Source organism: Vibrio sp. Vb1026 (genome assembly GCF_033338745.1).
Classification (GTDB): Bacteria; Pseudomonadota; Gammaproteobacteria; order Enterobacterales; family Vibrionaceae; genus Vibrio; species Vibrio alginolyticus.
The window spans coordinates 418,759-440,590 of sequence record NZ_JAWOTH010000001.1 but is presented as its reverse complement, the minus strand read 5'-3'; the positions used below and the strand labels follow the sequence as shown (position 1 = coordinate 440,590).

Here is a 21,832-nt window from a genome sequence, read left to right as displayed (position 1 = left end):
GTTAATCCTTAACAATAGTGAGGCTTGCTGGCTCTCCGCCAAGCTCAGCCAACAGGTTTTTAAATGCGGCCGTAGAATTCACAACCGCCCATTCGTCCCCCACAAAGCCAAAGTCCACACCCGGCGCCAAACAGCCTTGAAGTTGCTTAGGCGAATTCGCTTTGTGAACCAAAATATGAGTTCGTAGGCTTGGCCCTAGTCGAGTCACACCAAGGTCTTTGCTTTCCAGTGCATAGCACTCACCAAACTTTGGTGATTTATGTGGGAAAAGCGTGTAGCTACCTTCTGGAATACAGGACTTAGATGGCGCGTTGTTCAGCCAAGGTCGCTCAACAACACAACAAACCTGGCTACCATCAGCACGGTGTAACGTTGAATAGGTACCGTGGGGAAAGTAACGGCGCTTTAAAACAAAATGCTTCATCGCTTAAATCTCTCTATGTTGCTTTGGCACTGGGTGCAGTACTTACACCCTGGTACTTTTTGGCGGCGTTCTTCGGGTATTGGGACGCCACATTCGCCGCATTCCTGTGCGCTTTCCCGTTGTTCCATTTGCTTAGCCCTTGCCAGTTGGTTGGCAATCGCCACTTCTGTGAATTGGGTTTCAAGGCCACTGGCATGGTCGATAACATCAGACATTACGCCCCCTGTCTATTGAACAAAAAGCTACTGAACCAAATCTTCGGTTTCATCAGGGCGCAGGTATGGAACGCCGTTGATTTTCACAAAGTCAGGGCTAGTTACTTCGAACGGCAGTTTGTGAACCAATGCACTGCCACCATTTGAATCGGCATCGAGAAGATCAGAGATTTTGATACGACAACCGAAGGCTTCAATTTTCAGCTCGTCTTTATCAATCTTGCCGTAGAACAGCGCGTCAAAATCAGGCATTCCACGCCAAGAGCCGGCTTGTTTTGCTGCCTTGCTCAACTGGTTGAATTGCTGCGTGGTAAGCTCCATTTCACCGCTTGCTTCTACATCGCCATCGACATAACCATCAGGCACACCAGAGGTTTTATTGACGGCAGAATTATCGGTAATGGATAGAGTGACTTTTTGCGCTTTGAGCTTGTAGTCACCCATTGAAAAATGCATGTTCTTGCCAGAAATACGCATGCTCATGGATTACGCCTCCGCATCTGCAGGGTTAGAGAGATCAAGCCCAATATTGACAACAATGTGTTTCGGGCAGTTATGAGGGCGAACCATTAAGCCAATGTTTACTTTGGTTTTTGTCATCCACTGAATCGACACATCTTCATCACGTGGTGGCATGATTTCACCTGGGAACTGAATGCCGCCAATTTCAGTGGTCTTCGACATATCGCGCATGTCTTTACTGAAATAGGTGCGGTTGAGCTCAATACTTGGTGGTGTTGAGTTAAGGATTCGGTCAGCAATACGACGAATCGCTTTAATACGAACGCGGCGGTTTAGTTTGTGAACTGGGCGAACGTATTCAAGGAATTGATAGTCGCCACCTTTCGCTTCGAGCGTTGAACCATCTGTCCAGTAGATGCCTTCCATATCCGCATACCATTGCAGCAATGAATAACGCGCCTCGGCTAACGCTGCAATGGTGCTCATTTCTAATGGTTTACCTGCACTATCGACAGGCATTTCACCAAGACCAAGCAAACTGCCTGTTGCAACGCGCATAGGGCTATCGGCTACAGTGACAGCACGATCACATAGGCGACCACCAAGCACACCCACGTTGTTACCATTGAGTTGAGGTACTGGTGTAACCAAATTAGCGGCAACATCTTTGACTAGGGTTAGCATGGCCGTTTCATAGTCTGACCACGTTTGTGCACCTTCACCTTCTGCCGTAATACCAGGACAAGCAGCAAGGAAGAACACCCAGCGACCTAGTTTGCTCGTGAGTTCTGTCGCCTTGTCTTGCATCGCGGTGAAGTCGGCTTTATCTGTCACAACATCGACAATACAAACACCTTCAAAAGAGTCGGTACGGTTGGCAATGTCTACCGCTTCTTGCCAAGTAGCATCAGCCGCTAAACCAAAGATGGCACCCGTCCAGTTTTGTTTGCCATTGAGCTGCGCGGCTTTGACGTTTGCGCCTAGCGCATCATCGGCCACCACATCATCAAGATTGGTCATGTTGTTTACGCGCGTGACTTTGCCTTGCAGTTCGGCTTTGTCGGTTCGCCCGATGTAGATCAGGTGGCGTTCAATTTCTGGAATCCCGCCTTGCCCTAAATTGAGGTTGTTTACCTCTACCTTTCCGGTTGCCATTGGTTGTTTCCTCGCTTATTTTCGCGTCTTGGCCTGCTCAAAGATTTTTATGAGTTGGCGGGTTACTTCGCGTTCTTTACTGCCTAATATCTGGCGTTCTGCCAATGGGATATCCCAAGCAGTGACACTAGGCTGATTGCTCAGCTCTCGGATAATTTGTCCGGCTTGGCCATGGGTAACGGTTTCCATTAACAGACGAAGGCTTGGCTTTTTCCGTCCTTTACCGCTTTTTCTCGGAACCGTGTAACCCAGTTCCCTTAGCTTTCGCGCTTGCCCTTTACTGCAAGGCGCGGAATAGTCTGGTGTTCCCCAACGCTTTTGCATTTGGCGCTTGGTCATCTTTTGCTTTTGACCAAGATGATGCCGAGCTGCAATTTTTGCGGTGAGCTTGTTGCTCCAAGTCAGGTCGAGCATGTTGGCGTTTCGTACATAAGGGGTTAACCCTTTCGCCATGCGCCGCATCACCTTGCCGCGCTTCTTACCTTTTCTTGGCTCTAACGCTTGGCCGTGAATATCTTTTTGTTGCTGAATGCGTTTGCGTGTATTGGCTTTTTCCCAACGGCCAAGGGTTTTCAGTATCCAAACTCGCTTCTTTGGTGGCAGTGCTAACATGGCAAGCTTTTCTTGCATGTTGAGCGCATCCCTTTGATTCGCATTAATTGTTGGTTTCATTCACCAACTCCGCTTCTTCTGCGGTGTAAATCTCTACGGCTTGAACTCGATATTTGATTCCGCGCCAGGTAATCATTCCTGCCTCTGCATCTGGTACCAACTCGATAGGTTCCATCAGCTCAAGCTCTATGCTCACATCAGCCAGCTCACTGCTAATCACATCAACCGAAAGTGTTGGGTCTTCGAGCTCTTGTTCGTTGCGGTCTTCTTCATGGTCGCTTAACCAACAGGCCACAAGAGCAAGCAAACAGCGCGGGTCTAACAATCGGTGAGGAAATTCCTCTACCGAGATCACCGCGTTGTATTTCCAGTAACACGCGATGTAACCATCGTTGCCTCGGTCTTCACCACTTGGGACAATCGAGCCGTTCTCTTGCCAAGCATCAATTTTGTTGTCCAGCACGTTGCTATTGAGGTGACTAACAATGTATTCCGTTAAATGCTCAAGCTTGGTCTTGTTGTAGGCTGTATCGCTCATATCGAGTCAATCCCATTTGCACTGCGGCCAAGGAGCGCACGCACATCTTTGTTACTCTGTGCGAGAAAACGTGCCTCTTGTTCCGGTTCATCCGTTGCCACGCTTTCACCTTCTTTGCGGCGGTCTTGAGTCGCAAACTCTTTCATCAGTTCGGCGTGAGCCCGACCATAAACCGCACGCTTGTAGAGCATGATTTTCGGGCTGCTCAGCACTGGTTTTTCGCCATCTACGATCAGGCTTTCTAATCGTTCTTGAATATTCAGCGCGGCGATGGCCACCGCGTAGTTCAAAGAGTCGTTATCAAACGTATGGGGAACACGGCGTAAACTGCGAAATTCAGCCGTAGATAAATCCGGCCATCCTTCACCTGGTATGGCGATATCGACTGCACTGTTAACATTTCCGCCAAAGCTCATAACGGTCCCTTGATTAGTTAAATTAGGGCGCCTCTAGCCACTGGGTCGACGGTATCGAGTTAGCCGGTTAGCTTCTCTTACCTCACCAGCCGAGGCGCGGTGGCGTAGGAGTCTTTACAGATTCTTGCCTTCGTTAATGGCGCGAATACGGGCTTCAATCTTCTTGATTTGGGTACCCACCCCCACTTTGCTGTTCTTATCGTGCGCGTGGTGAAGCAGAGCCAATGCTTTTTCTAATGTTTCTACGTTGCCAACAGCTGTGGCTTGCGGCTGGCCTTCTTCATTTCGGATCAGGTATAAACCCGCGAACTTGTACCACTTAGCGTGAACCTTCTCGTGCAAGCGCCACTCTTTCTCGACCTTATCGAACACCTGGGTGAAGTAAGGCTCAATGGAATGACCACGTTCAGATTCTTTCTCCGCCCATGCCAACACTTCGTCAGCACAGAACGTCGGCCAGTCACGGCGGAAGTTTTCTGGCGTAGGCAAATCTAGCTCAATGGCTTTCATGCACCACTCAATCGCGGCATCCAGCTCTTTGATGTCGAATAGCCAAACCACCATGTTGGTAAAAATTGGGTTTTCGAACGCTTCGCCACTTTCTAAATAAGCCTGAACATACGGCTTGTATTTCGGTACCAGCACTTCACGCTTGTGCTTAATTCGATCAGCGATGGCGTTAAATGAGCGCAAATACTTGCGGTCTTCTTCAAACTCAATCAGCTTGATGTGCAGGCTGTCGGTATCTGCACCGGAAATGACTTCCGGTACAGACTGGTTAGCTTGCTGTTCAATGAGCTTTCGACGCTGTTTTGCTAATGGGCTAACCATGCATTACTCCTTAAGCAGCAGGCTCAACAACGGTCACCGCTTCAATCGCAGCGAACTTGTTCAGGTTACCGATGGCGTAACCTTCCATACGGATGTGGTTTTGTTTGAAGCGAAGCGTGTCTTCATCATTCTTTTGCTTACGCCATTGCGTGCCTTCCTGCGTGAGTACTTGCAGGTTTTTGGTGTTGGTTACCCAAACCTGATCGACTGGGAAGAACGGCGCTTGATAGGCTTTCTTACCTGCAATGGTTTTTGCCAGTTGTTGAGCAGCTTTGTGCTCGGTAGGCGTGTTTGCCGCTTCCAGTAAACGGTGCTGCTCTGCTGCGACCAAGTTTGAACCGACGAGAACCACAAGATCAGGGTCTTGGCGGTGCTCTGGCGCAATCGTGGTATTGATCAGGTCTTGAACCAACGAATCTAGGTTTTTGTAAGAATCCGCGGTTGCACCTGATGAGTCGAGTTGGGCAGAAGCAAGGACTTGGCTCGCTTTCTTCTCTTTCGCGATAGTCAGCCAACCTTTGTTGACATCCTGACCAAGTGGATTTGCGACTGGGTCTGTTACCGTTGCAGCCGATGTACCATTGAAGCCAACACGTAGAATATCGAGAGCAAAACGGCGCGAGATGGCATTTTGCATCATCTTCAACCATTCATTTTTAGAACCTGAGTTCGCCCATTGAGTCATGGTTTCCCAAAGAATGTGCGCACCAGAATCAGTTTTAACCAACTCGTAGGTGTTACCACTTTGGCCTACTTCTACGCTAAAGCGCTCATTGTTGCCGCGGCCTGTTGATAGACCATCGTTACCAACATCAACAACCTGACCTTTGATTTGCTGTACAGGCAGCATCGCGATCATGCCCAAGAAGGCATCTGACTGCATAATTGCCTGACGCAGCTTAGTTTCCATTGGCGGCGTAAGGTTAAACATCGTTTGACCTGCTGACGCGCCTGCACTTGTCAACATAGTTGCAGAAAACTCTTGCAGGTATTGAGTTGAAATTGCGTTCAGCATTAAAACATCTCCTTAGCTGAGAATTTATCGTCAGCGCCAGAACCATCTGGTTCTTGACCCGGAACTTCTTTTGAAAGTTCAGCGAATTGGTTTTCGAGACCGTTCACTTTCTCGATTAACGGTTTTAGTTTTTCGTCCAGAGTGGCAGAGAACAGCTCAACGCTTGTTCCCTTCTCTTCTGGCTCTGGCGTTTCTGGTTCGTCTTGCAAGTTGAACTCTTCTTTCAGTTCTTGCTTGAACTCGCCTTTGAATGCAGAAAACTGCTCTTGCAGTGCTGCTTTTAGTTGCTCTTCGGTCACGTCGGTGTCCTCTACTTTTGATGGAGTTTCTGGCCCTTCATCGCCAGAAGAGAAAAATTCATTGAATGCCGCGAAAAAGCGGTCTTTGCGCGTGAAACACTCAGAAAAATCGACTTCTTCCAATGCGCTGCATTCTAATTCGGTGGTTTCGCCAGATTGACGAGAAAATTGAAGGAGCGAAGTACCCGTGGAGGCTGGGGAGTCAGTCGCAGCTAGGCCCATTAAATAGCAACGTCCTTCGCCCTTGTAATCAGGATTTGGTTCGATGGATGTGAATAGCTTTTGCTTTTTTCGGTTGGCTTCGAGCATGAAGTCGTTCGGCTCTAACTTCGCGAACAGACGCATTTTGCCGCTTTCTTCCTCCGCTTTGAGCTCAATAACTTTGCCCCAGTTATCACCGTAACCATAAAATCGACGGTGCTCTGGCCAGATGAGCGCGGTGTACTCTTTTGGGTCATAGCTTGCCGCCATTTGCTCAATCCAATCACGGGTAATTTTGCGCCCGTCTACGGTTGGCCCCTCAGTAGCAATGATTTTCCAGTCACTAATCTTTGGCATTTTGGTACTCAAACTTGTCATTCACATATCGGTGTGAGCAAACAATACGCCTTTGAATAACGGCTTTCAGCCACTTCAATTCCTACCAATTCGGATTTAACCAAAACCCGAATTTTCAGGAACTTATCTAGGTCATCTGTAAGTTTTCGGCGCGTATGATGCAGCTATGGCATATTCAGATGAAATAAGAGAAGCCGCGAAAAAGCTCTATTTACGCGGTGTTCCTCCGAAAGAAATTGCTGCGCAACTGAACCTCAATAGTGAGCGCATCCTTTATACCTGGGCGGAGAAATTCGGCTGGGCGTTGTTGTTGGATGAATTGTCTATAGAGCAGATGATTAACCGCCGTTTAGCGGTGCTGATAGATAAGGATGAGAAAACCGATCAGCAGCTCAAGGAAATGGACAAGCTAATCGATCACCACGTTAAGCTGTTAAAAGCTCACGCTGATGCAAAAGCCAAAGCGGAGCGACACCTTTCGCAAGGCAGCTCACCAAAGAGTGATGGTGACTCATCAAAGCAAAGCAGCAGTAACGGCAACCGTAAAAGGAGCCGTAAGAAGAACAGCATTGAGCACCTAACAGAAGATGACTTTAAAGGCTGGCACGAATCCCTGTTCGAATACCAGCACACGATGCGCAACAACATCAAACAGCGCATTCGTAATATTCTCAAGTCTCGCCAGATTGGTGCTACTTACTATTTCAGTGGTGAAGCATTAGAAGATGCGATTCTGACTGGTGATAACCAAATCTTTCTTTCTGCATCACGCGCACAAGCTGAAGTTTTCCGCAGCTACATCATTGCGATTGCCAAAGAATTTTTGGACATCGAGTTAACCGGTAACCCTATCATTCTCTCCAACGGTGCCGAACTGCGCTTTTTGTCCACGAACAGCAAAACCGCGCAGAGTTACCACGGTCACGTTTATGTCGATGAATATTTCTGGATCCCTAAGTTCGATGAGCTGAACAAACTTGCTTCGGCAATGGCAACGCATAAGAAGTGGCGCAAAACTTACTTTTCTACACCATCGTCGAAAATGCACCAGGCTTACCCGTTCTGGACTGGTGACCAATGGCGAAAAGGGAAAGACTCACGTGCCCACGTCGAATTCCCGACCTTTGATGAATTTCGAGATGGTGGCCGACTCTGCCCAGACAAACAGTGGCGTTATGTTGTCACCATCGAAGATGCGGCAAACGGTGGTTGTGACCTGTTCGACATTGAAGAGCTACGAGAAGAATACAGTGATGATGACTTCAAAAACCTGTTTATGTGTGTGTTTGTCGATGGTTCGCTGTCTGTCTTCAAATTCTCTGATCTTGAAAAAGGCATGGTGGATGCCGCTCACTGGCAAGACTTCAAACCAAATAACAAACGTCCCTTTGCTCATCGAGAAGTTTGGTTGGGTTACGACCCAAGCCGAACTCGAGACAACGCCTGCTTGGTGGTTGTCGCTCCACCAGTTGTACCAGGTGAACGCTTCCGCGTACTGGAAAAACACTATTGGAAAGGACTGAACTTTCAGTATCACGTGTCAGAGATAGAAAAGGTATTTCAGCGCTACAAGGTGACATACATCGGCGTCGACACCACGGGAATTGGTGGCGGTGTTTGGGACTTAATATCGAAGAAATACCCACGTGAAGCACACGCAATCCATTACAGCAACGAAAACAAAAACCGCCTTGTGATGAAGATGATTGACATCGTAGAAGCCAAACGCCTGCAGTTCGATGCGCAGCACAAAGACATTGCGATGGCATTTATGGCGATTAAGCGCGTGCCAACCGCTAGCGGTAACGCCATGACCTTTAAGGCCGAACGAAGTGAAACGACCGGACACGCCGATGCATTCTGGGCAATCTCTCACGCCATCATTAACGAACCGCTAGATCACTCCACACCAACGAAATCAACCTGGGCCACAGCAGCATGACCGAGCAAATGAACACTTTAGTTAGACAAGAAGAATACACGCCAGAGTCGGTCTACCACATCGACTCTTCGCCAGAGGCCATCGACTCCAACAGTTGGATGACCACCTATTCAGATTTGTTTTACAACGATGGTGACGACTATTGGGAGCCACCAATTTCCCGCAGTGGCTTGGCCGATATTGCTCGAGCCAACGCCTATCATGGTTCACTGCTTATCGCTCGAGCAAACTATGTAGCGGGACGCTTCCAGAGTGGCGGTGCAACTCGACGCCGACATATACAAGCTTTTTGCCGAGATTACTTTACCTTTGGCGATGCAGCGTTTCTTAAAATTCGAGATGGTTTCAAACGTGTAGTTCGTTTACACCCATTACCTGGCATGTACCTTCGTAGACGTAAAAACGGCAATTTCGTCATTCTGGAACGCGACAACCAGCAACGTGAATATCGCAAGGAAGATGTTATTTTCTTGCCTCAGTACGACCCACAGCAGCAAATCTACGGTTTGGCGGATTATCTTGGTAGCGTTCAAAGCAGCTTGTTGAATAAAGACGCTACTTTGTTCCGCCGTCGCTACTATAAGAACGGCGCACACATGGGCTTTATCTTCTACGCCACCGACCCAAACCTTAGTGAAGAAGATGAAGAAATGTTGAAGCAGAAGATCGCCAGCTCTAAGGGTGTGGGTAACTTCCGCAGTATGTTCGTAAACATTCCGAACGGCAAAGAGAAAGGAATTCAATTGATTCCGGTCGGTGATATCGCGACTAAAGATGAATTCGAACGCATTAAGAATATTACCGCGCAGGACATTCTTGTCGGCCACCGATTCCCTGTTGGTAAAGCTGGCATTATTCCTCAAGGCACGACCAGTTTAGGCGACCCAACGAAGATAGGTAGTGAGTACGCCAAGGATGAGATCATCCCTGTGTGTGAGCTGATTATGGATGAGGTGAATTCAGACCCCGAGGTACCTAAGCACTTGCGCCTTAACTTCAATTTAATACATGGAGATACGGCCTAAAACCGCCCCCAAAACTGTATAAAAACACAGCCTTTTGACGTATGATTATTAAGTCAGTCAATAAGCCAGGTGTTTTATATGAGAGTGTTGTGTCCAGAATGCGGCGAAAAAAGTCGCATCCAGAAATCAAATAGAATGAGCACAAAATATGCTGATTTATATTGTTCGTGCAGTGACCCGGAATGTGGGCATACCTTTGTGATGAATTTATCTTATAGTCATACTCTAAGCCCTAGTGCCAAAACCACCTCGCAATTAGCTTTTAATATAGTTAAAGCCCTAGCACCAGAACATAGAGAAGAGTTAAAACAGCAGCTTTCGATTTTATAACTTAAAAGTAGGGCTCTCTGCCTCATCAGCCATCCCAATTATCGACTGGATGGCTTTTATTTTTTCGTCATCCAGTAAGTGAGAAAACCGCGGTAATATTCCCTCTAGTAAAACTCGCCCCGCTTCCTCTCTTCCCTCACCTACAGCACTGACGGCCACCCCATCAATGATTATATCCAGAGCGGATTGAAACAACTGCTTTTCTTTAGACATATCAACACCCTTACCAATTATAAGTAAAATATACTGTATATTAATACAGTATTCCACAGTGGTTTTTAAACATAATTCACTCATTAAGAATTTTCCTTTGTTACTTCGAGTTAATAGAAATCACGCTGCCACATCATTTAAACGAGCGGTAATGCATTTCCTAAATGGGTAAATGCTTTGTTTACCAAACCAAGCTAGCTTAGGTTCTCGATCACGCAAGACCTTAGAAAGTTGATATAAATCACAAAAACAATCTAGAAATCGAGCCTGCGGAATTGGATAACCGTGTTAATGACGCAGCTGTGCTTAATTGAAAAATTCAGATGAGGAATTGGGGAAGGAGTGTGTATTTATCGTTACGATCAGCTGTCTTAATGTCAAATGTCACGAAACAGTCCGATGTGTGTTTTTGCCAACTATATTTGCAAATGCACACATCAAACTGTAAGAAATAATCTTTTTTGATCTATAAAACAATACCTTAACCAAAAAAATCACACTATTTCTAAAAGTGTGATTTTAGTCTAAAACGGACATCTCGGCCCATGCTTGGCTAACACCTTGCCGATGTATTCCCATAGTTCGTTCAGGTCTCGGTATTCTAAATAGAAGTTGCTATCCACGAACTGTGATCCACTGGATGAAAAGTTTGGCTGGTCGTTGCCCTTCTCTCCTGTACTCAGTTCAAAAGTTGCTGAGAATTTTCCGCCTCTAGGTCTTACATCGAATTTGATGTGATATGTCCAATGGCTTTCGGATTCGCAACGGCGGTATAAAGCAAGGATCCAACCGGAGTCGTAAAAGTTTGGGTAAGTAGAGCTTGGGAGCTGATTGCCATCGAACGGCGGAAGTGTTGGTAAGTTAGAGCGGAGTTGATTGGCCATTTGGTTAAAGGCAGGTGTTAATGTAGGCTTCTTTGATTTCTTCGGCTTTCTTTCCGGTAAAAACCATTACTAAGAACATAAAGCCTTCTTTGGTCATTTGATAGGCTTTACGAAATTCACCTTTTTTGTCTAAATAATCAACCACCGTAAAATTGCGGGCGTTAAAGTCTTCTGAGCAATCAATATTTTTCAGCTTGCACAAAACATCATGATGGCGCTTGCCAAATGCATCTGCAGCTTTAAGTGAAGTAGTTCGAAGATCGCCGTGGTTTTAAACAACGGCATTTTCAGGAAGAAGAGTAATTGTGGTCATAGCGCGACCTCCTATGTCGATTCAATTTGAATCACCACACAAAGGTCCTAATCTTCGGGTGGTGAGCTGGACAAGGTTAGGAGTACCGTGACATAGGAAACGGCCAGCATAAAGCTGCCTCGCCCAGCCCACCATAATGCAGATAGTACGATTTCTACGCGAAACGTCTACGTTTAGAGGTGCCGAAGCCACACATAAAAAACCAGCAGAAAGCTGGCGTCTATACGCCTATATCAAAACGGGGTCCTAATCCCGACTCTGGATTTTGCTAGTGCATTAGTGGGTTAGCCGATGTGAACTATACTAGTCAATGATGTGTGATTAATATTGGTGAACATTGACGCATATTGGTTAAGTTTTGACAATGTGACGATTGTTTGAAGATTTGAACTGGGGTATAGTTCTTTGCCTAAAAAACAACATATATTGTTTTTTACAAATCTACTCCATCCTCAGATTAGAAATACTTAAAGGACAGGTCATTTGCATACTCCTGCTGCGCAACAGAATACTAATGAGATTTTGTCAGTCATCCTAGATGCTCTTGGGTCTGGTGAAGTGCTTGATGAAATGTCTAAGTTCAGATTGCTTAAAGAAGCTGATAATCAAGTAGAGCTTGAAAGGGGCTTAGCCCTCAAAGCTCTTACATATACAGCGGCACACGATCGCGAAAAAGCTAAAGAGTATGCGTTAGAAGCACTAAAGTATGTTAGTGACCCTGCAACCTTGAGCAACTGTCTGCGAGTACTTCAGATCAATGCATACTCTAAAACGCTGTTGGAGCACGTTGACCTCAGTTTGAACTACTTTGAGCATGCCGACTATATTTCTAGTTTTGGTACCGTAATTTGTTCTTTCCCAAACATTTTACATGCTTCATTGATAACAGAGAATCTAGCTAAAATGGACCTAGTAGAACAAAACAAAGACTTGTATTTGTACTGCACTACGTTAACAAATACTGCAGATGAAGCAGCAAAGAAACTCTCTTTAGATAAAGGGGTTTACGCTGCGTTATCAAATGTAGCTGCTAACGTTGCAGAACGTTATTCTGCGGTCATAAATAAAGCCGAAATGCTCATCCCACCCGAATCTGATTGGGTAAGCCTGGTGTATTTCGTTGAGTCGGATGACGTTAACCAACTTTTCGATATGAACTTCCAACTGGCGGATGATGTAATTGACGCAGAGTTAGATACGCTGCCTGTGGTAGTTAGATTCGAGCCACTTGAACCATCATCTACTACGGTTGTGGGGAATTATGGCATCTAAACCAGAAGACTTTTTAGAAACAGCGAAGGGAATTCTTGAATCAGAGAATTGTTCAGAAGCAGATCAGCGTAGTGCAATAAGCCGTAGCTACTACGCTATGTATCATAAAGTGCTGTCTATTCTTGATAACGAACCTTGGACTTATAGTGGGAAAGGCTGCCATGCGAGCTTAATAACCTATTTGGAAAAAGACTCAGCAAACGAAGAGTCCATAGACCACCGCCAGCTTCGCCGCCTCTCATACCAACTAAAGCAATCTAGGGATAACAGAGTAATTGCGGATTACGAACTAGGAAAAGAAGTATCCCCACAGTTGGTAAACTTGTCGATTGTAACCGCAGAAAAATGCATTGACCTTGCCGATCAACTCGCAGATTCAGGCAGTAGCAACAGCTCTGCTGGCTAAAACACACGCTTTAATTACATTACAAAACCCTAAGTATTTACGTAAATACTTAGGGTTTTGTAATGTATGCGGCTACTCAGAATGATCATCTTCCCTCACACCAACGGCCAGTCGTCTCCATCAGGGAAGAACGACAGGTCTGGTTGTTGATAGTCTTGCTTTTCTGGTTGGGTAAACAGATTGTCCCATCCTTCAAAATCCATCCATTTCAGATCATCTGCAGGTACGCGGCTTACTTCGACTAGCTGCGCCGGACGTATATTGCCGTGCTCGTCTACCTCCGCAGGGCGGATTTGAATACTGGTTGCATCGTCGATGCGAATTGAACTGCCTTTTAGCAGTTCGGCCAGTGCCGTTTCATCAATATTTGGCGGATTATTCGCCCGACTATTCACCGGGTCTAACATTCTGGTTAGCTGCTCGCTGACCTGTACCTCGCGATGCTCCGTACAGTTATTGACAGAACTCCGAGAGGAGCCAGAGGCTCCAATAGCGGTCGCTGCGCTCCCTTGGGTGATCGCTTCAGCTTCTTCGATCACCTTTGATTTCTTCTTAATCGTCCAGACCTTAGTGCGAGTTTTAACGATCGCTTCCGGTGTTTGGAAACCTTCCACCTTGCGCACGTCTTCACCGTGAGGTGATGCGAAAGGAAGTACTTGATATGAGTTTGTGATCAGCAAATCTTCGCGTTTAACGAATGGCCCACCCTGCCCCATGATGTAGCCTTGCCAGTTGCCATGGTCTGCTGCTTTCATTGTGTCTAAGATGCAAGCTTCATCAGATTGGATTCGTGCCTGGTAGTTTTTGCCGATCACTTCCACCAACTCTTTGTTGGTTAGCAGGTGATCAGGTTTTACCGGACCAACCACATGGCGGATCAGCATGTGGTACATATCCAACAGGTCAGCGCGTTCTTGCATGAACACGTATTCCATAAACGCTTTTTTGTTTTGGCTTGCGAAGCGGCGCAGCTCTCGGTAAGTCGTAACCGGCGCACCACCGAAAAATTGAAACTGGCGAATCGCCCAGCGACTTTTCCATGCGCTGACGTTCTTCGCCATGTCTTTGACTGATTTGCCTGTTTCATCGGAGACTTCATCGTCCATAGCAAAACCGTCGATATTCTTAGAAATGTATTTAGCGATGTAGCCTGTTGCTGTGCCTTTTTCTGGGTCGATGTAGCCAAAGTCACAACGAGGGCGGTAATCCATAGGACCAACATAAGCACACTTACGAAATGGCTTTTGTTTTTCCTTTTCGTACTGCGGGTGCAATTCTGCGCGGTCTTCTTGGGTTGCGTACGAAATAAAGATGTCACGCACTTGCGCCACATCTTCTGGTTTTACCCAGATAAGTAAATGCCAGTGTGGTGTACCATCGTGATGAGGCTCAGCAACACGTACGCCAAACCAGCGGATTTCTTCACGACCTAACTTGGCGCGGATACGCTGCCAAGCATTGTTTAAGTATGCTTGCGCCTCTCGTGGGCTAGCACCGTTCCAATGCTCAATGAAACCGCCTTTCTTGTATGAGTTGTGGTATTTCGACGGCGTGGTCAGGGTCAGGAACAAGCCTTGTAAACCAAGTTCATTACCGATGTCTTCACAACCACGACAACGCACCATCAATTCATGACGGCGAATAGCAGGGTTGGACACACTTTTCAGAACCATTTCGGACAGGTCTGCTTTTTCTTCGGTTTCTTCGTCGAAGAGTTCACACTGCTTGATGTATTCCCAGTTGCGCTTTTGTTGCTCTTGGTGCTCACGAACACAATCCCAAGAAGCATAAGCAGAAGCTTTTGAAGATACTTGCCCCATTGCAATGGCTAGGTGCTCACGCATAATTTTGCGAGCTTTAACCAAACGACCAAGCCACCACTTTTCGCTAATCATGCGAGAAATGTCTTGCAGTGCAGAAAGCTCATTTTGCTTCTTGTATTTACAAGGAGGCTTAATGCCAAACTGAGAAGTGAAAGCCGCTAATTGATGGTAGCCTTCAACGACAGGACAGAATGTTTCATCCTTTTCCAATTCAGCTTCTGTAACGCTTTCCAACTTAGAAGAGGTAATTTGGAAACGCACATTCATGATTTTTCCAATCTTGAACGCCATCTCTTTGATTTCGTCCAGCTCCAATTCCGCCAAGATGCGGCTTTTTACTGGCTTGCGGTTTTTCTCCGCCTTATCGAAATCAAAGCGAAGTTGAGGTTTTGCTATCTCTGGATGTGCAGACGTAAAGTCGCTTTGGTCAGTGTTATCGAGTTCTTCACTGAGCAAAGATACCTTTTGGGGTGTTGGTAACTTTTTGTATTTGCGTAAAACCATAACGGCGCGATCAGCAGCTGGGCCCATGCGCTCACGCAAAAAGATGTTTGCTTCTCTTCTACCTTGCTTTTCGAAAACTGAAATGTATCGAGTGACAAAGTACTTGGTTAAATAGTCTGGCAGGCCATGGATTTTGTCTTTTGCCCACTCAAAATCATCTGGGTTTGCTTCAAATAACTTACGTTCCAGAACACTGAGATCATCAGGCTCAATAGTTGTGTTATATCGACGGGCACCAAAGCAGCCCGCTTCAACTTCCTTTAAAGGGGCTTGCCATGGAAACTCGTATAAATCGATTTCGGTTGGTTCGGATAGATAGTTAGACACGATTGTTCTTATCCACCCAAACCTAGAGCCAAACGCCAAAGCTCTGGAATTTCCGTTGGTTTCTTAATACCTACCTGCTCTATTGGCTTAGCTTTAGATTTAGCGCGAAACTTGCGAACTTGCTCAGCCCGCTTTTGGCTTTTCTGAACCTTGGCGACCGCTTCATCCAGAGTGCAACCTGCTTTCAAATGCTTGTAGATTGTGGTGTGCGTGGTACCAATAGCTTTGCCGATATTGTCGATACCTTTGATTCCCTTCCACTCGTGAGTAGCAACACCGCAATTGTTTTCCCGGCCATCAACAAAATGAACAGCTTCACGAATCGTCTTGCCGTTACGTAGGCGAGATTTCAAAGTACCCAGTGGAACGCCAAACGCTTTCGCGATCGCGGATTGACCTATGTGGCCGTCTAGTTCGTAGATGTAATCTTGTCTCATACCGCCTCCAACTCTTGCGTAGTCACTACCATAAAACCGCCTTTTCCGTTGCCCTTGCTCAACACACCTTTGGTTAGGTGAGTACAACTAAGGGAAACACATGCCTGTTCGATCGCCTGGTCTAGTGAGTCGAAGTCGCCAACCATTACATTGGCAACTTCTTGAGTGTCTTCATGACGAACAACACCACCATCAGGGCAAAGCATGATTGCTGCATATTCCATTAGCCCACCTCCACAACACTTGGGCCATCAACTACAGTAAGCACCCCTTCATCATCGAATTGAAACAACTGACCTCGATATAAAACACCTTCTTCAGTGAAAAAATGATTCGCTACTTGATCGCATTTTCCTGCTTCTTCGTGCAGATAAGCAGAGATTAGGTCTTGGGCTGTTTGGTATTTCTGCGATGCTTTCACTACGGCTTGACGCGCTTCTTTTTGCGCATTACCACTATCAATAACGTTATCTAGTAAGTGTTGGATATTTTGCGAAATGGTTATTGAACTCATGCCCCCACCTCCGCTTTCGCTTCGGCAGCTTCACGGGCTTCGATGATTAGTTCTGTTATCTCGCTTTCGATTGCTAATAGCTGAGTTCCGGTATCTTCTTCACCAAGTCGAGCTCGCGAGTCAAACAACGGTTCATCAGTAACGTCGTATTTACAGCCTTTCACAAAAACTCTTGCCTCAAACCAATTGACGCTAGCTACATACCCAACGTGAATTTCAATCACATCGTGATTACTGATCGCCAGCGCATTAATAGCGTTAACAACGTCTAACACTTCACGGTTGGTGTTCAGTCCGCTAAATAACTTTTGCTTTTGCGCTAGTGCTTCTGCTGGTAAATCCGCATGCCCAATCGTTCCTACATTACGGTTGAGAATTTGGTCTATGAGGTTTCTTGCTTCGGTTAACTTTTGATTGGTATTCATCTCTCTGTTCCTACGCTTAGACGAAAAAAGGCCCCCATGGATACTGCGGGGGCAAAACGGCTGGCTTGGTGATTAATGGGTGTTACTGAATTGGTAGTGTTTGAGGCGACGAACATCGCCGAGCGTGTTGTCAAAGCCCACGATCATCTCTTTGAGGTACTGCATTCCTGAACGGATTTTTTGCAGCTCTAAATCATCGAAGGACTCAAACTCACGTTGGTAATCTTTTGGAGACATGCCGCCAGCGATAAGAACTAAGCCACGGCTTTTGTCTGGCAGTTCGTTGAACATCTTTCTCAGCTTGCCGCGTGTTGCGGAACCGTTGAAAAGTGCTTTGCATGCGGCAATGCTTTCACTTGCATCGGGAGCACTCGGTTGGCGCTCTTGTTGTTGAATAGCTAACTGACTCATTATTGCTCCTTAGGCTAAACCTGGAAGTGGTGCACCGTTGGCAAGGAAATCTGATCCCATTTGCATGAGTGGCTGTAATCCTGTGGTGCGGTTTTCGAGGTCATTGATAAGCAAAACCAAGTTGCCTAAAGCCGCTTGAGCCTTGGCGAGTGTTTTGCGTTTGGTAGATCGCGGTAAACGCTCTGCGGTGCACATTGCCAACGCATCGCTAGAAAGCTCACCGGAATGGATGTTTAGTTTTAGAAATCGTTCAAGCAGGTTCAGGTCATCTTCTGCTTTTGGTAGTGGGACAGTCACCACCCCATCATCGGCAAATAACGTGTTTACGATTGAGTAGTCGCCTGATACTCGGCTTATAGAAGCAAGCACAACGGGCTTAAGTACGTGCGGTTGATTTGGGTTCAGCATGTTGCGAAGCATGGTACCGCTCAGTTCTAGCTTACGGGCAATAGCTTCAACATCGTGATTAACGACAAAATCACAGCAAGCCGCATCAAAAGCTTGTTGTTTGCGTTCACGCAATACGCACATTGAGTTATTTGCGTCCATATCGAATACTCAAATGAAGAGAAACGAAAACGAATGACCACCCAACGATATTGAGCCACAGCGTGCATTCGTTTGGGTATTTGTCTTCCCATGACTCACTCGTGTCTTGCTGAGTGAGTTTGGTTTTACGTGACGTTGCGAAGGTCATACTTTTTGCTCCGCTAGCTTTTCCATGTACTTGACCATGTTCACCATAATCAGACCCTTAGAGGCGTATTTAGGAACAATAGGAATGTTGCCAAGGTCTTTTTGGCGATCAAATGAAGAGGAAGACATGCCAGTACGACGCAAAAATTCCTTTTTTGTGCATACAGGCGCATCAATTGCTATTTGCAGTGCTGCCATAAGTGGTATCCTACTTGTTTGAAATTTTAATGATGGTTATTGAGTGAGATTGATAAACCATTTTCGTATTTGAGTAATTATTAGATCAAAAATTCTGCTTTGACAATTTTTATTTTCACAATAGAAGTTAAAAATTGCATTTGAGCAACTAATTACTCATTTAACCAAGAATAGATAGAGGCTTTTTCTCTAATGAGCAGAATTCCAGCCAAGGTACCACCATTTGACTACCTTAGTGGTCGAGAATTTACCGAAAAACTAAAGACGGTAACTGAGTGCAAAACATATGAATTGCTCAGTGATTACTATGGTGTTCCTAACTCTACGTTTTCTACATGGCACACGCACAACCGAACTGGGTGGGAATTGATAATCAGAACTCACTTGGCTACGGGAGCTTCTGTTCGTTACATGGCCTTAGGAGAGGGCGAACCTTTTCCTGAGAACAATAATTCCTCATCAACGAGCAGTATTGATAAGTTCATCATCGCAAATGGGCAGCTAGAAAAGGCTGGTACTGTCGATCTTGGATTGTCGACTCTTAAAGACTTCGGACTAGTCAAAGGTGAGCTGTTTGTGATTGAGCAAAATGGAACTCACCTATACGTAAACACCGCTGAACAAAAGCCAGCTTCTGGTGACTACGTTCTTGATATAGATGGCGTAATCTCGGTGAACTATCTGCAACGTTTACCAGGTAAGAAATTAGCGATCGCGTTTGATACTTCAACAATTGAAGTGTCTGAACAAGATATAAAAGTCCTTGGCCGCGTGGCTATGGAAATGAAGAAGAAGTAGCCCATCAATAAAAAGATTAACACCATGAAGCTTGCAGCCAAAGGAATGATACTTGTCGCAATGGTTATTGGATTAGTTTTATATGGCATGCACACCGTGCAAACACTGGCCAAAATTGGACAAAGCATAGGCAAGTAGCAATATTACTAAAACTCTTCAACATCATTGGCATCAACAAGCTTTTTCAAAAACACTTAAATGAACCTGTCAATTGGGTAGCTTTTATTAAGCGCCACAATTTATCACGAAAAGAACAAATAGAGTGGCGTGATCGACTTAACCTGGACCATCATTTCGAGGGTGAGTTTAGGGGCTAGCGGTTCGCTTAATTAGCTGCTCTAAAAATTTACTCACTATCCTTATCATAACCTCTCAATATTCATCATGGTGCATTTATTTGCATTGCAAACCATTGTAGAATAACGACAGGTCTAACTAACTAAAAAGAATTCTTAATGGGCGTCGTCAACAATCAAAACTCGTCAGTTCAATCTACAAATCCACCAGTGAATAAGCAACTAACAAAGCTGATTTCTTCCCTTGGGGATCATGATGGGCTTAACTATTTTTGCTATATCGCATCACAATATGGCTTTAGTACTGCGGGAAGGTGGTCTACCCTGCAACAACGCATAGCTAGTGATATTCAGTCTACTTCTCAAGACAAAATTCGCTGTACTGAAGACAATCTAGAAAAGGCAATTGATCGCTTTATTAGTCAAGCTGATCACATCTACCAAATCGTTGAACTCGATCAATTACAGGCGAGTGCGATTAGAAAAAAAATCGCTCAGTTAGGCAATAAAGTCAGAACTTCTGACGCTGCAAAACTATACCCTTGTAAGTTTAAATTCACAGATGGGCAAAGCTACCCAATCGGTTTCAGCCTATGTAAGGTATCAGATCTAGGTGACGGCTACGCTCTCGTCTATTCATCCGTAAAGGTTAAGCGAGTTTACAATCGCTTTGACGAATACAGTCAATGGCTACACACTGTTTTCATCCCACACGCATGCGATAGAGTAGAATACAGACTATCTTCGAACCTTCCCAAACGCTCTGTTAATGACGAAATGAAAGAGCTGAAAACATCGTTCATTAATGATCTTGAAATGAGACATTCAGGGGCAGACTCTGACACCATTAACTTTTTCAACGCCATACAGTCATTGTTTGATGATACAAATGTTGGAAGAGTCAGTTGGGGAAGGGTTGCCACATTCGAGGAAAAACCATATCAATCCTCTAGTGCCAGTAACGATCCTGGTCATTGCTGTAGGCCTGAATTAATGACTCACAAGCTTAGTGCGAACAATAACACCTACCATCCTTGGCAAATGATCCTACAGATTAAGTATAATCAAACTCAAGATGAAGAAATGCACCTTGAATTCTCACCAGGTAGACAAGAGTGGCGTGACAAAAAATGCTACAGCCTAACTATACGAGAGCCCAAGGACAGCATGACTCTCTCAAATACACTCAGCAACATTATTTCTAGGTCTTAGTATGAATCGCGTCGGACGAGTTAACATAAAACGATTTACAGAGCGAATAGCCTATGCCAAAGAGAAGGCTAGAGGTCACACGAGTGTGCGAGAAATTCTCAATACCCTACAATTTTTATATGAGCATCCAAACCAAACATACTACTCCATCGTTGATTTACTTAATATCGCTGAACCAGATGGTTTAGAAAACTTAATGGATAGCGTTTTATTTTTATCTTCTAAGCCAATTAAAATCTTCTCGCTTCAATTTTGTTACTTCCCACCAGATAGTGATGAGACAATTGAAATTACAGCGGAGTCATACTTCGAAGCTAAAACCCATGGTTATCCACCTGTTGACACCAAGGGACGAGAGTTAAACGATATAAACCTCAAAAGGCTAGGTTTTTCATGTTTCATTCACCCGGAGCTTAGAGAGGGATGAACGAAGGTGATATTTTTGAAGCTATAACCGATAGTGTCAACGTAGAAAAGCAAGCAGAAGTAGCCCTCCCCAATGCAACTTACCTACAGTATGATGATTTTGTCGCTGTTCTTTACAATAAGCTTGGTAAGTATATTCAAGCCTTAGAAAACGACGCAGATCAAATGCTAGGCAAGGATGAGGACTCACTAACATCCGATCTCATTAGGCAGCTTAACGCCAGTGAGTTGTTTGATGCTGAATCACAGGTTAAAAGAGGTGGCGGGGCAGTAGATTTAGTTGTCAAAGGTTTTGGGCAAGAGTGGATTGCAGAAGCCAAAAAGCTTACGACTAATGATAAAGTGTTTGAAGGTATTTTACAGCTGGTCACCCGTTATGTAAGACAGGACCAAAAAGCTGGTTTATTAGTATACATTCAAAGTGGCAACTTTGCTGCTAAAGTAAAAAATTGGAAAACTTTCCTATCTGAGCAAGGAGATTGGAAAAAATATGTTGAACAACGAGTTGAGGTAGAATATCGAGATGATATAACCAAGTTGTTTGAATCCCACGATTTCCTAGAACACAAACCCTATACTTCTGATGCTAAAATTGCTTTAGATAGAGGAACTGATCTTAATATACGTCACTTCTTTTGTAATTTTGTCTATAAACCCATGGATAAAAGTGCAACTCAGGCAAAAAAAGTCAGGGAGGGGCTAGCGATGGAGTCTCTTAGAGAGATCTACGACCATAGTATATCTGTTAACCCTAAAGCAATTGAAGTATCTGAAGTTCAAAAAGCTCTTTCACTACTGTTTAGAGAAGTCGAAAAGTAGAGTTTTTCCTTTAGCGACAAACATGAAGTTCCGCAA

General features: G+C 45.2%; 30 protein-coding genes. 9 read left to right on the top strand and 21 right to left on the bottom strand.

Annotated elements, in window-relative coordinates; all coding sequences use genetic code 11:
* Window position 1: 1 nt before the first annotated feature.
* From R7E47_RS02055 to R7E47_RS02010, 10 genes are all read right to left on the bottom strand, one after another.
* Window positions 2–424: a DUF5675 family protein gene (locus tag R7E47_RS02055; RefSeq protein ID WP_318083664.1), complete on the bottom strand. Its 423-nt coding sequence runs from the start codon at window positions 422–424 to the stop codon at window positions 2–4.
* Window positions 421–639 (bottom strand): TraR/DksA C4-type zinc finger protein, encoded by a 219-nt coding sequence (locus tag R7E47_RS02050; protein WP_029837920.1) that lies wholly within the window; start codon window positions 637–639, stop codon window positions 421–423. The genes R7E47_RS02055 and R7E47_RS02050 overlap by 4 nt, the downstream gene beginning before the upstream one ends.
* A 27-nt stretch (window positions 640–666) precedes the next feature.
* A complete protein-coding gene (locus tag R7E47_RS02045; RefSeq protein WP_020841105.1) occupies window positions 667–1,122 on the bottom strand; it encodes a phage protein in 456 nt (151 codons plus the stop codon).
* A 3-nt stretch (window positions 1,123–1,125) separates the two neighbouring features.
* On the bottom strand, window positions 1,126–2,256 hold the full coding sequence (locus tag R7E47_RS02040) for a DUF2586 domain-containing protein (RefSeq protein WP_318083663.1): 1,131 nt from the start codon (window positions 2,254–2,256) through the stop codon (window positions 1,126–1,128).
* 15 nt (window positions 2,257–2,271) lie between these two features.
* Complete coding sequence (locus R7E47_RS02035) at window positions 2,272–2,928, bottom strand: virion morphogenesis protein (protein ID WP_318083662.1); 657 nt, start codon at window positions 2,926–2,928, stop codon at window positions 2,272–2,274.
* Complete coding sequence (locus R7E47_RS02030; protein WP_053321695.1) at window positions 2,912–3,406, bottom strand: phage tail protein; 495 nt, start codon at window positions 3,404–3,406, stop codon at window positions 2,912–2,914. Before R7E47_RS02030 ends, R7E47_RS02035 begins: the two co-directional genes overlap by 17 nt.
* A complete protein-coding gene (locus R7E47_RS02025; protein ID WP_065870467.1) occupies window positions 3,403–3,822 on the bottom strand; it encodes a head completion/stabilization protein in 420 nt (139 codons plus the stop codon). The genes R7E47_RS02030 and R7E47_RS02025 overlap by 4 nt, the downstream gene beginning before the upstream one ends.
* 114 nt (window positions 3,823–3,936) lie before the next feature.
* Window positions 3,937–4,653: a phage terminase small subunit gene (gene gpM / locus R7E47_RS02020; RefSeq protein WP_262661969.1), complete on the bottom strand. Its 717-nt coding sequence runs from the start codon at window positions 4,651–4,653 to the stop codon at window positions 3,937–3,939.
* Window positions 4,654–4,663: 10 nt separating this feature from the next.
* The gene (locus R7E47_RS02015; protein ID WP_065870465.1) at window positions 4,664–5,668 is read right to left on the bottom strand and encodes a phage major capsid protein, P2 family; all 1,005 of its coding nucleotides are present in this window, start codon (window positions 5,666–5,668) and stop codon (window positions 4,664–4,666) included.
* Window positions 5,668–6,525, bottom strand: coding sequence for a GPO family capsid scaffolding protein (locus R7E47_RS02010; RefSeq protein ID WP_318083661.1), 858 nt, complete (start codon window positions 6,523–6,525; stop codon window positions 5,668–5,670). Before R7E47_RS02010 ends, R7E47_RS02015 begins: the two co-directional genes overlap by 1 nt.
* Before the next feature lie 166 nt (window positions 6,526–6,691).
* Here R7E47_RS02010 and R7E47_RS02005 point away from each other — a divergent pair, with 166 nt between their 5' ends.
* The 3 genes from R7E47_RS02005 (at window position 6,692) to R7E47_RS01995 (ending at window position 9,822) form a co-directional block, all read left to right on the top strand.
* Window positions 6,692–8,467, top strand: a complete 1,776-nt coding sequence (locus R7E47_RS02005) for a terminase large subunit domain-containing protein (RefSeq protein WP_318083660.1) — start codon at window positions 6,692–6,694, stop codon at window positions 8,465–8,467.
* On the top strand, window positions 8,464–9,492 hold the full coding sequence (locus tag R7E47_RS02000) for a phage portal protein (protein WP_318083659.1): 1,029 nt from the start codon (window positions 8,464–8,466) through the stop codon (window positions 9,490–9,492). Before R7E47_RS02005 ends, R7E47_RS02000 begins: the two co-directional genes overlap by 4 nt.
* A 78-nt stretch (window positions 9,493–9,570) precedes the next feature.
* Window positions 9,571–9,822: an ogr/Delta-like zinc finger family protein gene (locus R7E47_RS01995; protein WP_193233266.1), complete on the top strand. Its 252-nt coding sequence runs from the start codon at window positions 9,571–9,573 to the stop codon at window positions 9,820–9,822.
* Here the strand turns inward: R7E47_RS01995 and R7E47_RS01990 are convergent.
* On the bottom strand, window positions 9,817–10,119 hold the full coding sequence (locus R7E47_RS01990; protein WP_318083658.1) for a hypothetical protein: 303 nt from the start codon (window positions 10,117–10,119) through the stop codon (window positions 9,817–9,819). The two genes, R7E47_RS01995 and R7E47_RS01990, sit on opposite strands and share 6 nt — an antisense overlap.
* An 804-nt stretch (window positions 10,120–10,923) precedes the next feature.
* Complete coding sequence (locus R7E47_RS01985) at window positions 10,924–11,121, bottom strand: Rha family transcriptional regulator (protein WP_318083657.1); 198 nt, start codon at window positions 11,119–11,121, stop codon at window positions 10,924–10,926.
* A 594-nt stretch (window positions 11,122–11,715) separates the two neighbouring features.
* Here R7E47_RS01985 and R7E47_RS01980 point away from each other — a divergent pair.
* Window positions 11,716–12,504, top strand: coding sequence for a hypothetical protein (locus R7E47_RS01980; protein ID WP_318083656.1), 789 nt, complete (start codon window positions 11,716–11,718; stop codon window positions 12,502–12,504).
* Window positions 12,494–12,910, top strand: a complete 417-nt coding sequence (locus tag R7E47_RS01975) for a hypothetical protein (RefSeq protein WP_318083655.1) — start codon at window positions 12,494–12,496, stop codon at window positions 12,908–12,910. Before R7E47_RS01980 ends, R7E47_RS01975 begins: the two co-directional genes overlap by 11 nt.
* Before the next feature lie 95 nt (window positions 12,911–13,005).
* On the opposite strand, the gene R7E47_RS01970 is transcribed toward R7E47_RS01975, so the two are convergent.
* From R7E47_RS01970 to R7E47_RS01930, 9 genes are all read right to left on the bottom strand, one after another.
* Window positions 13,006–15,564, bottom strand: a complete 2,559-nt coding sequence (locus R7E47_RS01970) for a replication endonuclease (protein ID WP_318083654.1) — start codon at window positions 15,562–15,564, stop codon at window positions 13,006–13,008.
* An 8-nt stretch (window positions 15,565–15,572) separates the two neighbouring features.
* The gene (locus tag R7E47_RS01965; protein ID WP_318083653.1) at window positions 15,573–16,001 is read right to left on the bottom strand and encodes a hypothetical protein; all 429 of its coding nucleotides are present in this window, start codon (window positions 15,999–16,001) and stop codon (window positions 15,573–15,575) included.
* Window positions 15,998–16,225, bottom strand: coding sequence for a hypothetical protein (locus R7E47_RS01960; protein ID WP_318083652.1), 228 nt, complete (start codon window positions 16,223–16,225; stop codon window positions 15,998–16,000). Before R7E47_RS01960 ends, R7E47_RS01965 begins: the two co-directional genes overlap by 4 nt.
* The gene (locus R7E47_RS01955; RefSeq protein ID WP_318083651.1) at window positions 16,225–16,515 is read right to left on the bottom strand and encodes a hypothetical protein; all 291 of its coding nucleotides are present in this window, start codon (window positions 16,513–16,515) and stop codon (window positions 16,225–16,227) included. The genes R7E47_RS01960 and R7E47_RS01955 overlap by 1 nt, the downstream gene beginning before the upstream one ends.
* Window positions 16,512–16,940, bottom strand: a complete 429-nt coding sequence (locus R7E47_RS01950; protein WP_318083650.1) for a hypothetical protein — start codon at window positions 16,938–16,940, stop codon at window positions 16,512–16,514. The genes R7E47_RS01955 and R7E47_RS01950 overlap by 4 nt, the downstream gene beginning before the upstream one ends.
* A gap of 72 nt (window positions 16,941–17,012) precedes the next feature.
* Entirely contained in the window at window positions 17,013–17,351 is a 339-nt protein-coding gene (locus tag R7E47_RS01945; protein ID WP_318083649.1) for a hypothetical protein, read from the bottom strand.
* 9 nt (window positions 17,352–17,360) lie between these two features.
* Window positions 17,361–17,900: a phage regulatory CII family protein gene (locus R7E47_RS01940; RefSeq protein WP_318083648.1), complete on the bottom strand. Its 540-nt coding sequence runs from the start codon at window positions 17,898–17,900 to the stop codon at window positions 17,361–17,363.
* Complete coding sequence (locus tag R7E47_RS01935; protein ID WP_318083647.1) at window positions 17,887–18,048, bottom strand: hypothetical protein; 162 nt, start codon at window positions 18,046–18,048, stop codon at window positions 17,887–17,889. Before R7E47_RS01935 ends, R7E47_RS01940 begins: the two co-directional genes overlap by 14 nt.
* Complete coding sequence (locus R7E47_RS01930) at window positions 18,045–18,245, bottom strand: hypothetical protein (RefSeq protein ID WP_318083646.1); 201 nt, start codon at window positions 18,243–18,245, stop codon at window positions 18,045–18,047. Before R7E47_RS01930 ends, R7E47_RS01935 begins: the two co-directional genes overlap by 4 nt.
* 192 nt (window positions 18,246–18,437) lie before the next feature.
* Between R7E47_RS01930 and R7E47_RS01925 the strand changes: the two genes are divergently transcribed.
* From R7E47_RS01925 to R7E47_RS01910, 4 genes are all read left to right on the top strand, one after another.
* On the top strand, window positions 18,438–19,043 hold the full coding sequence (locus tag R7E47_RS01925; protein ID WP_318083645.1) for a helix-turn-helix domain-containing protein: 606 nt from the start codon (window positions 18,438–18,440) through the stop codon (window positions 19,041–19,043).
* 455 nt (window positions 19,044–19,498) lie between these two features.
* Entirely contained in the window at window positions 19,499–20,551 is a 1,053-nt protein-coding gene (locus R7E47_RS01920; RefSeq protein ID WP_318083644.1) for a hypothetical protein, read from the top strand.
* Window position 20,552: 1 nt separating this feature from the next.
* Window positions 20,553–20,978, top strand: coding sequence for a hypothetical protein (locus R7E47_RS01915; RefSeq protein ID WP_318083643.1), 426 nt, complete (start codon window positions 20,553–20,555; stop codon window positions 20,976–20,978).
* The gene (locus R7E47_RS01910) at window positions 20,975–21,796 is read left to right on the top strand and encodes a hypothetical protein (protein WP_318083642.1); all 822 of its coding nucleotides are present in this window, start codon (window positions 20,975–20,977) and stop codon (window positions 21,794–21,796) included. The genes R7E47_RS01915 and R7E47_RS01910 overlap by 4 nt, the downstream gene beginning before the upstream one ends.
* The last annotated feature ends 36 nt before the right edge of the window (window positions 21,797–21,832 follow it).

What these genes read in the sequence shown, in the direction of transcription:
- R7E47_RS02055 (WP_318083664.1), bottom strand. Translation starts at nt 424, where the DNA reads ATGAAGCATTTTGTTTTAAAGCGCCGTTACTTTCCCCACGGTACCTAT.
- R7E47_RS02050 (WP_029837920.1), bottom strand. Translation starts at nt 639, where the DNA reads ATGTCTGATGTTATCGACCATGCCAGTGGCCTTGAAACCCAATTCACA.
- R7E47_RS02045 (WP_020841105.1), bottom strand. Translation starts at nt 1,122, where the DNA reads ATGAGCATGCGTATTTCTGGCAAGAACATGCATTTTTCAATGGGTGAC.
- R7E47_RS02040 (WP_318083663.1), bottom strand. Translation starts at nt 2,256, where the DNA reads ATGGCAACCGGAAAGGTAGAGGTAAACAACCTCAATTTAGGGCAAGGC.
- R7E47_RS02035 (WP_318083662.1), bottom strand. Translation starts at nt 2,928, where the DNA reads ATGAAACCAACAATTAATGCGAATCAAAGGGATGCGCTCAACATGCAA.
- R7E47_RS02030 (WP_053321695.1), bottom strand. Translation starts at nt 3,406, where the DNA reads ATGAGCGATACAGCCTACAACAAGACCAAGCTTGAGCATTTAACGGAA.
- R7E47_RS02025 (WP_065870467.1), bottom strand. Translation starts at nt 3,822, where the DNA reads ATGAGCTTTGGCGGAAATGTTAACAGTGCAGTCGATATCGCCATACCA.
- gpM (WP_262661969.1), bottom strand. Translation starts at nt 4,653, where the DNA reads ATGGTTAGCCCATTAGCAAAACAGCGTCGAAAGCTCATTGAACAGCAA.
- R7E47_RS02015 (WP_065870465.1), bottom strand. Translation starts at nt 5,668, where the DNA reads ATGCTGAACGCAATTTCAACTCAATACCTGCAAGAGTTTTCTGCAACT.
- R7E47_RS02010 (WP_318083661.1), bottom strand. Translation starts at nt 6,525, where the DNA reads ATGCCAAAGATTAGTGACTGGAAAATCATTGCTACTGAGGGGCCAACC.
- R7E47_RS02005 (WP_318083660.1), top strand. Translation starts at nt 6,692, where the DNA reads ATGGCATATTCAGATGAAATAAGAGAAGCCGCGAAAAAGCTCTATTTA.
- R7E47_RS02000 (WP_318083659.1), top strand. Translation starts at nt 8,464, where the DNA reads ATGACCGAGCAAATGAACACTTTAGTTAGACAAGAAGAATACACGCCA.
- R7E47_RS01995 (WP_193233266.1), top strand. Translation starts at nt 9,571, where the DNA reads ATGAGAGTGTTGTGTCCAGAATGCGGCGAAAAAAGTCGCATCCAGAAA.
- R7E47_RS01990 (WP_318083658.1), bottom strand. Translation starts at nt 10,119, where the DNA reads ATGAGTGAATTATGTTTAAAAACCACTGTGGAATACTGTATTAATATA.
- R7E47_RS01975 (WP_318083655.1), top strand. Translation starts at nt 12,494, where the DNA reads ATGGCATCTAAACCAGAAGACTTTTTAGAAACAGCGAAGGGAATTCTT.
- R7E47_RS01965 (WP_318083653.1), bottom strand. Translation starts at nt 16,001, where the DNA reads ATGAGACAAGATTACATCTACGAACTAGACGGCCACATAGGTCAATCC.
- R7E47_RS01960 (WP_318083652.1), bottom strand. Translation starts at nt 16,225, where the DNA reads ATGGAATATGCAGCAATCATGCTTTGCCCTGATGGTGGTGTTGTTCGT.
- R7E47_RS01955 (WP_318083651.1), bottom strand. Translation starts at nt 16,515, where the DNA reads ATGAGTTCAATAACCATTTCGCAAAATATCCAACACTTACTAGATAAC.
- R7E47_RS01950 (WP_318083650.1), bottom strand. Translation starts at nt 16,940, where the DNA reads ATGAATACCAATCAAAAGTTAACCGAAGCAAGAAACCTCATAGACCAA.
- R7E47_RS01945 (WP_318083649.1), bottom strand. Translation starts at nt 17,351, where the DNA reads ATGAGTCAGTTAGCTATTCAACAACAAGAGCGCCAACCGAGTGCTCCC.
- R7E47_RS01940 (WP_318083648.1), bottom strand. Translation starts at nt 17,900, where the DNA reads ATGGACGCAAATAACTCAATGTGCGTATTGCGTGAACGCAAACAACAA.
- R7E47_RS01935 (WP_318083647.1), bottom strand. Translation starts at nt 18,048, where the DNA reads ATGACCTTCGCAACGTCACGTAAAACCAAACTCACTCAGCAAGACACG.
- R7E47_RS01930 (WP_318083646.1), bottom strand. Translation starts at nt 18,245, where the DNA reads ATGGCAGCACTGCAAATAGCAATTGATGCGCCTGTATGCACAAAAAAG.
- R7E47_RS01925 (WP_318083645.1), top strand. Translation starts at nt 18,438, where the DNA reads ATGAGCAGAATTCCAGCCAAGGTACCACCATTTGACTACCTTAGTGGT.
- R7E47_RS01920 (WP_318083644.1), top strand. Translation starts at nt 19,499, where the DNA reads ATGGGCGTCGTCAACAATCAAAACTCGTCAGTTCAATCTACAAATCCA.
- R7E47_RS01915 (WP_318083643.1), top strand. Translation starts at nt 20,553, where the DNA reads ATGAATCGCGTCGGACGAGTTAACATAAAACGATTTACAGAGCGAATA.
- R7E47_RS01910 (WP_318083642.1), top strand. Translation starts at nt 20,975, where the DNA reads ATGAACGAAGGTGATATTTTTGAAGCTATAACCGATAGTGTCAACGTA.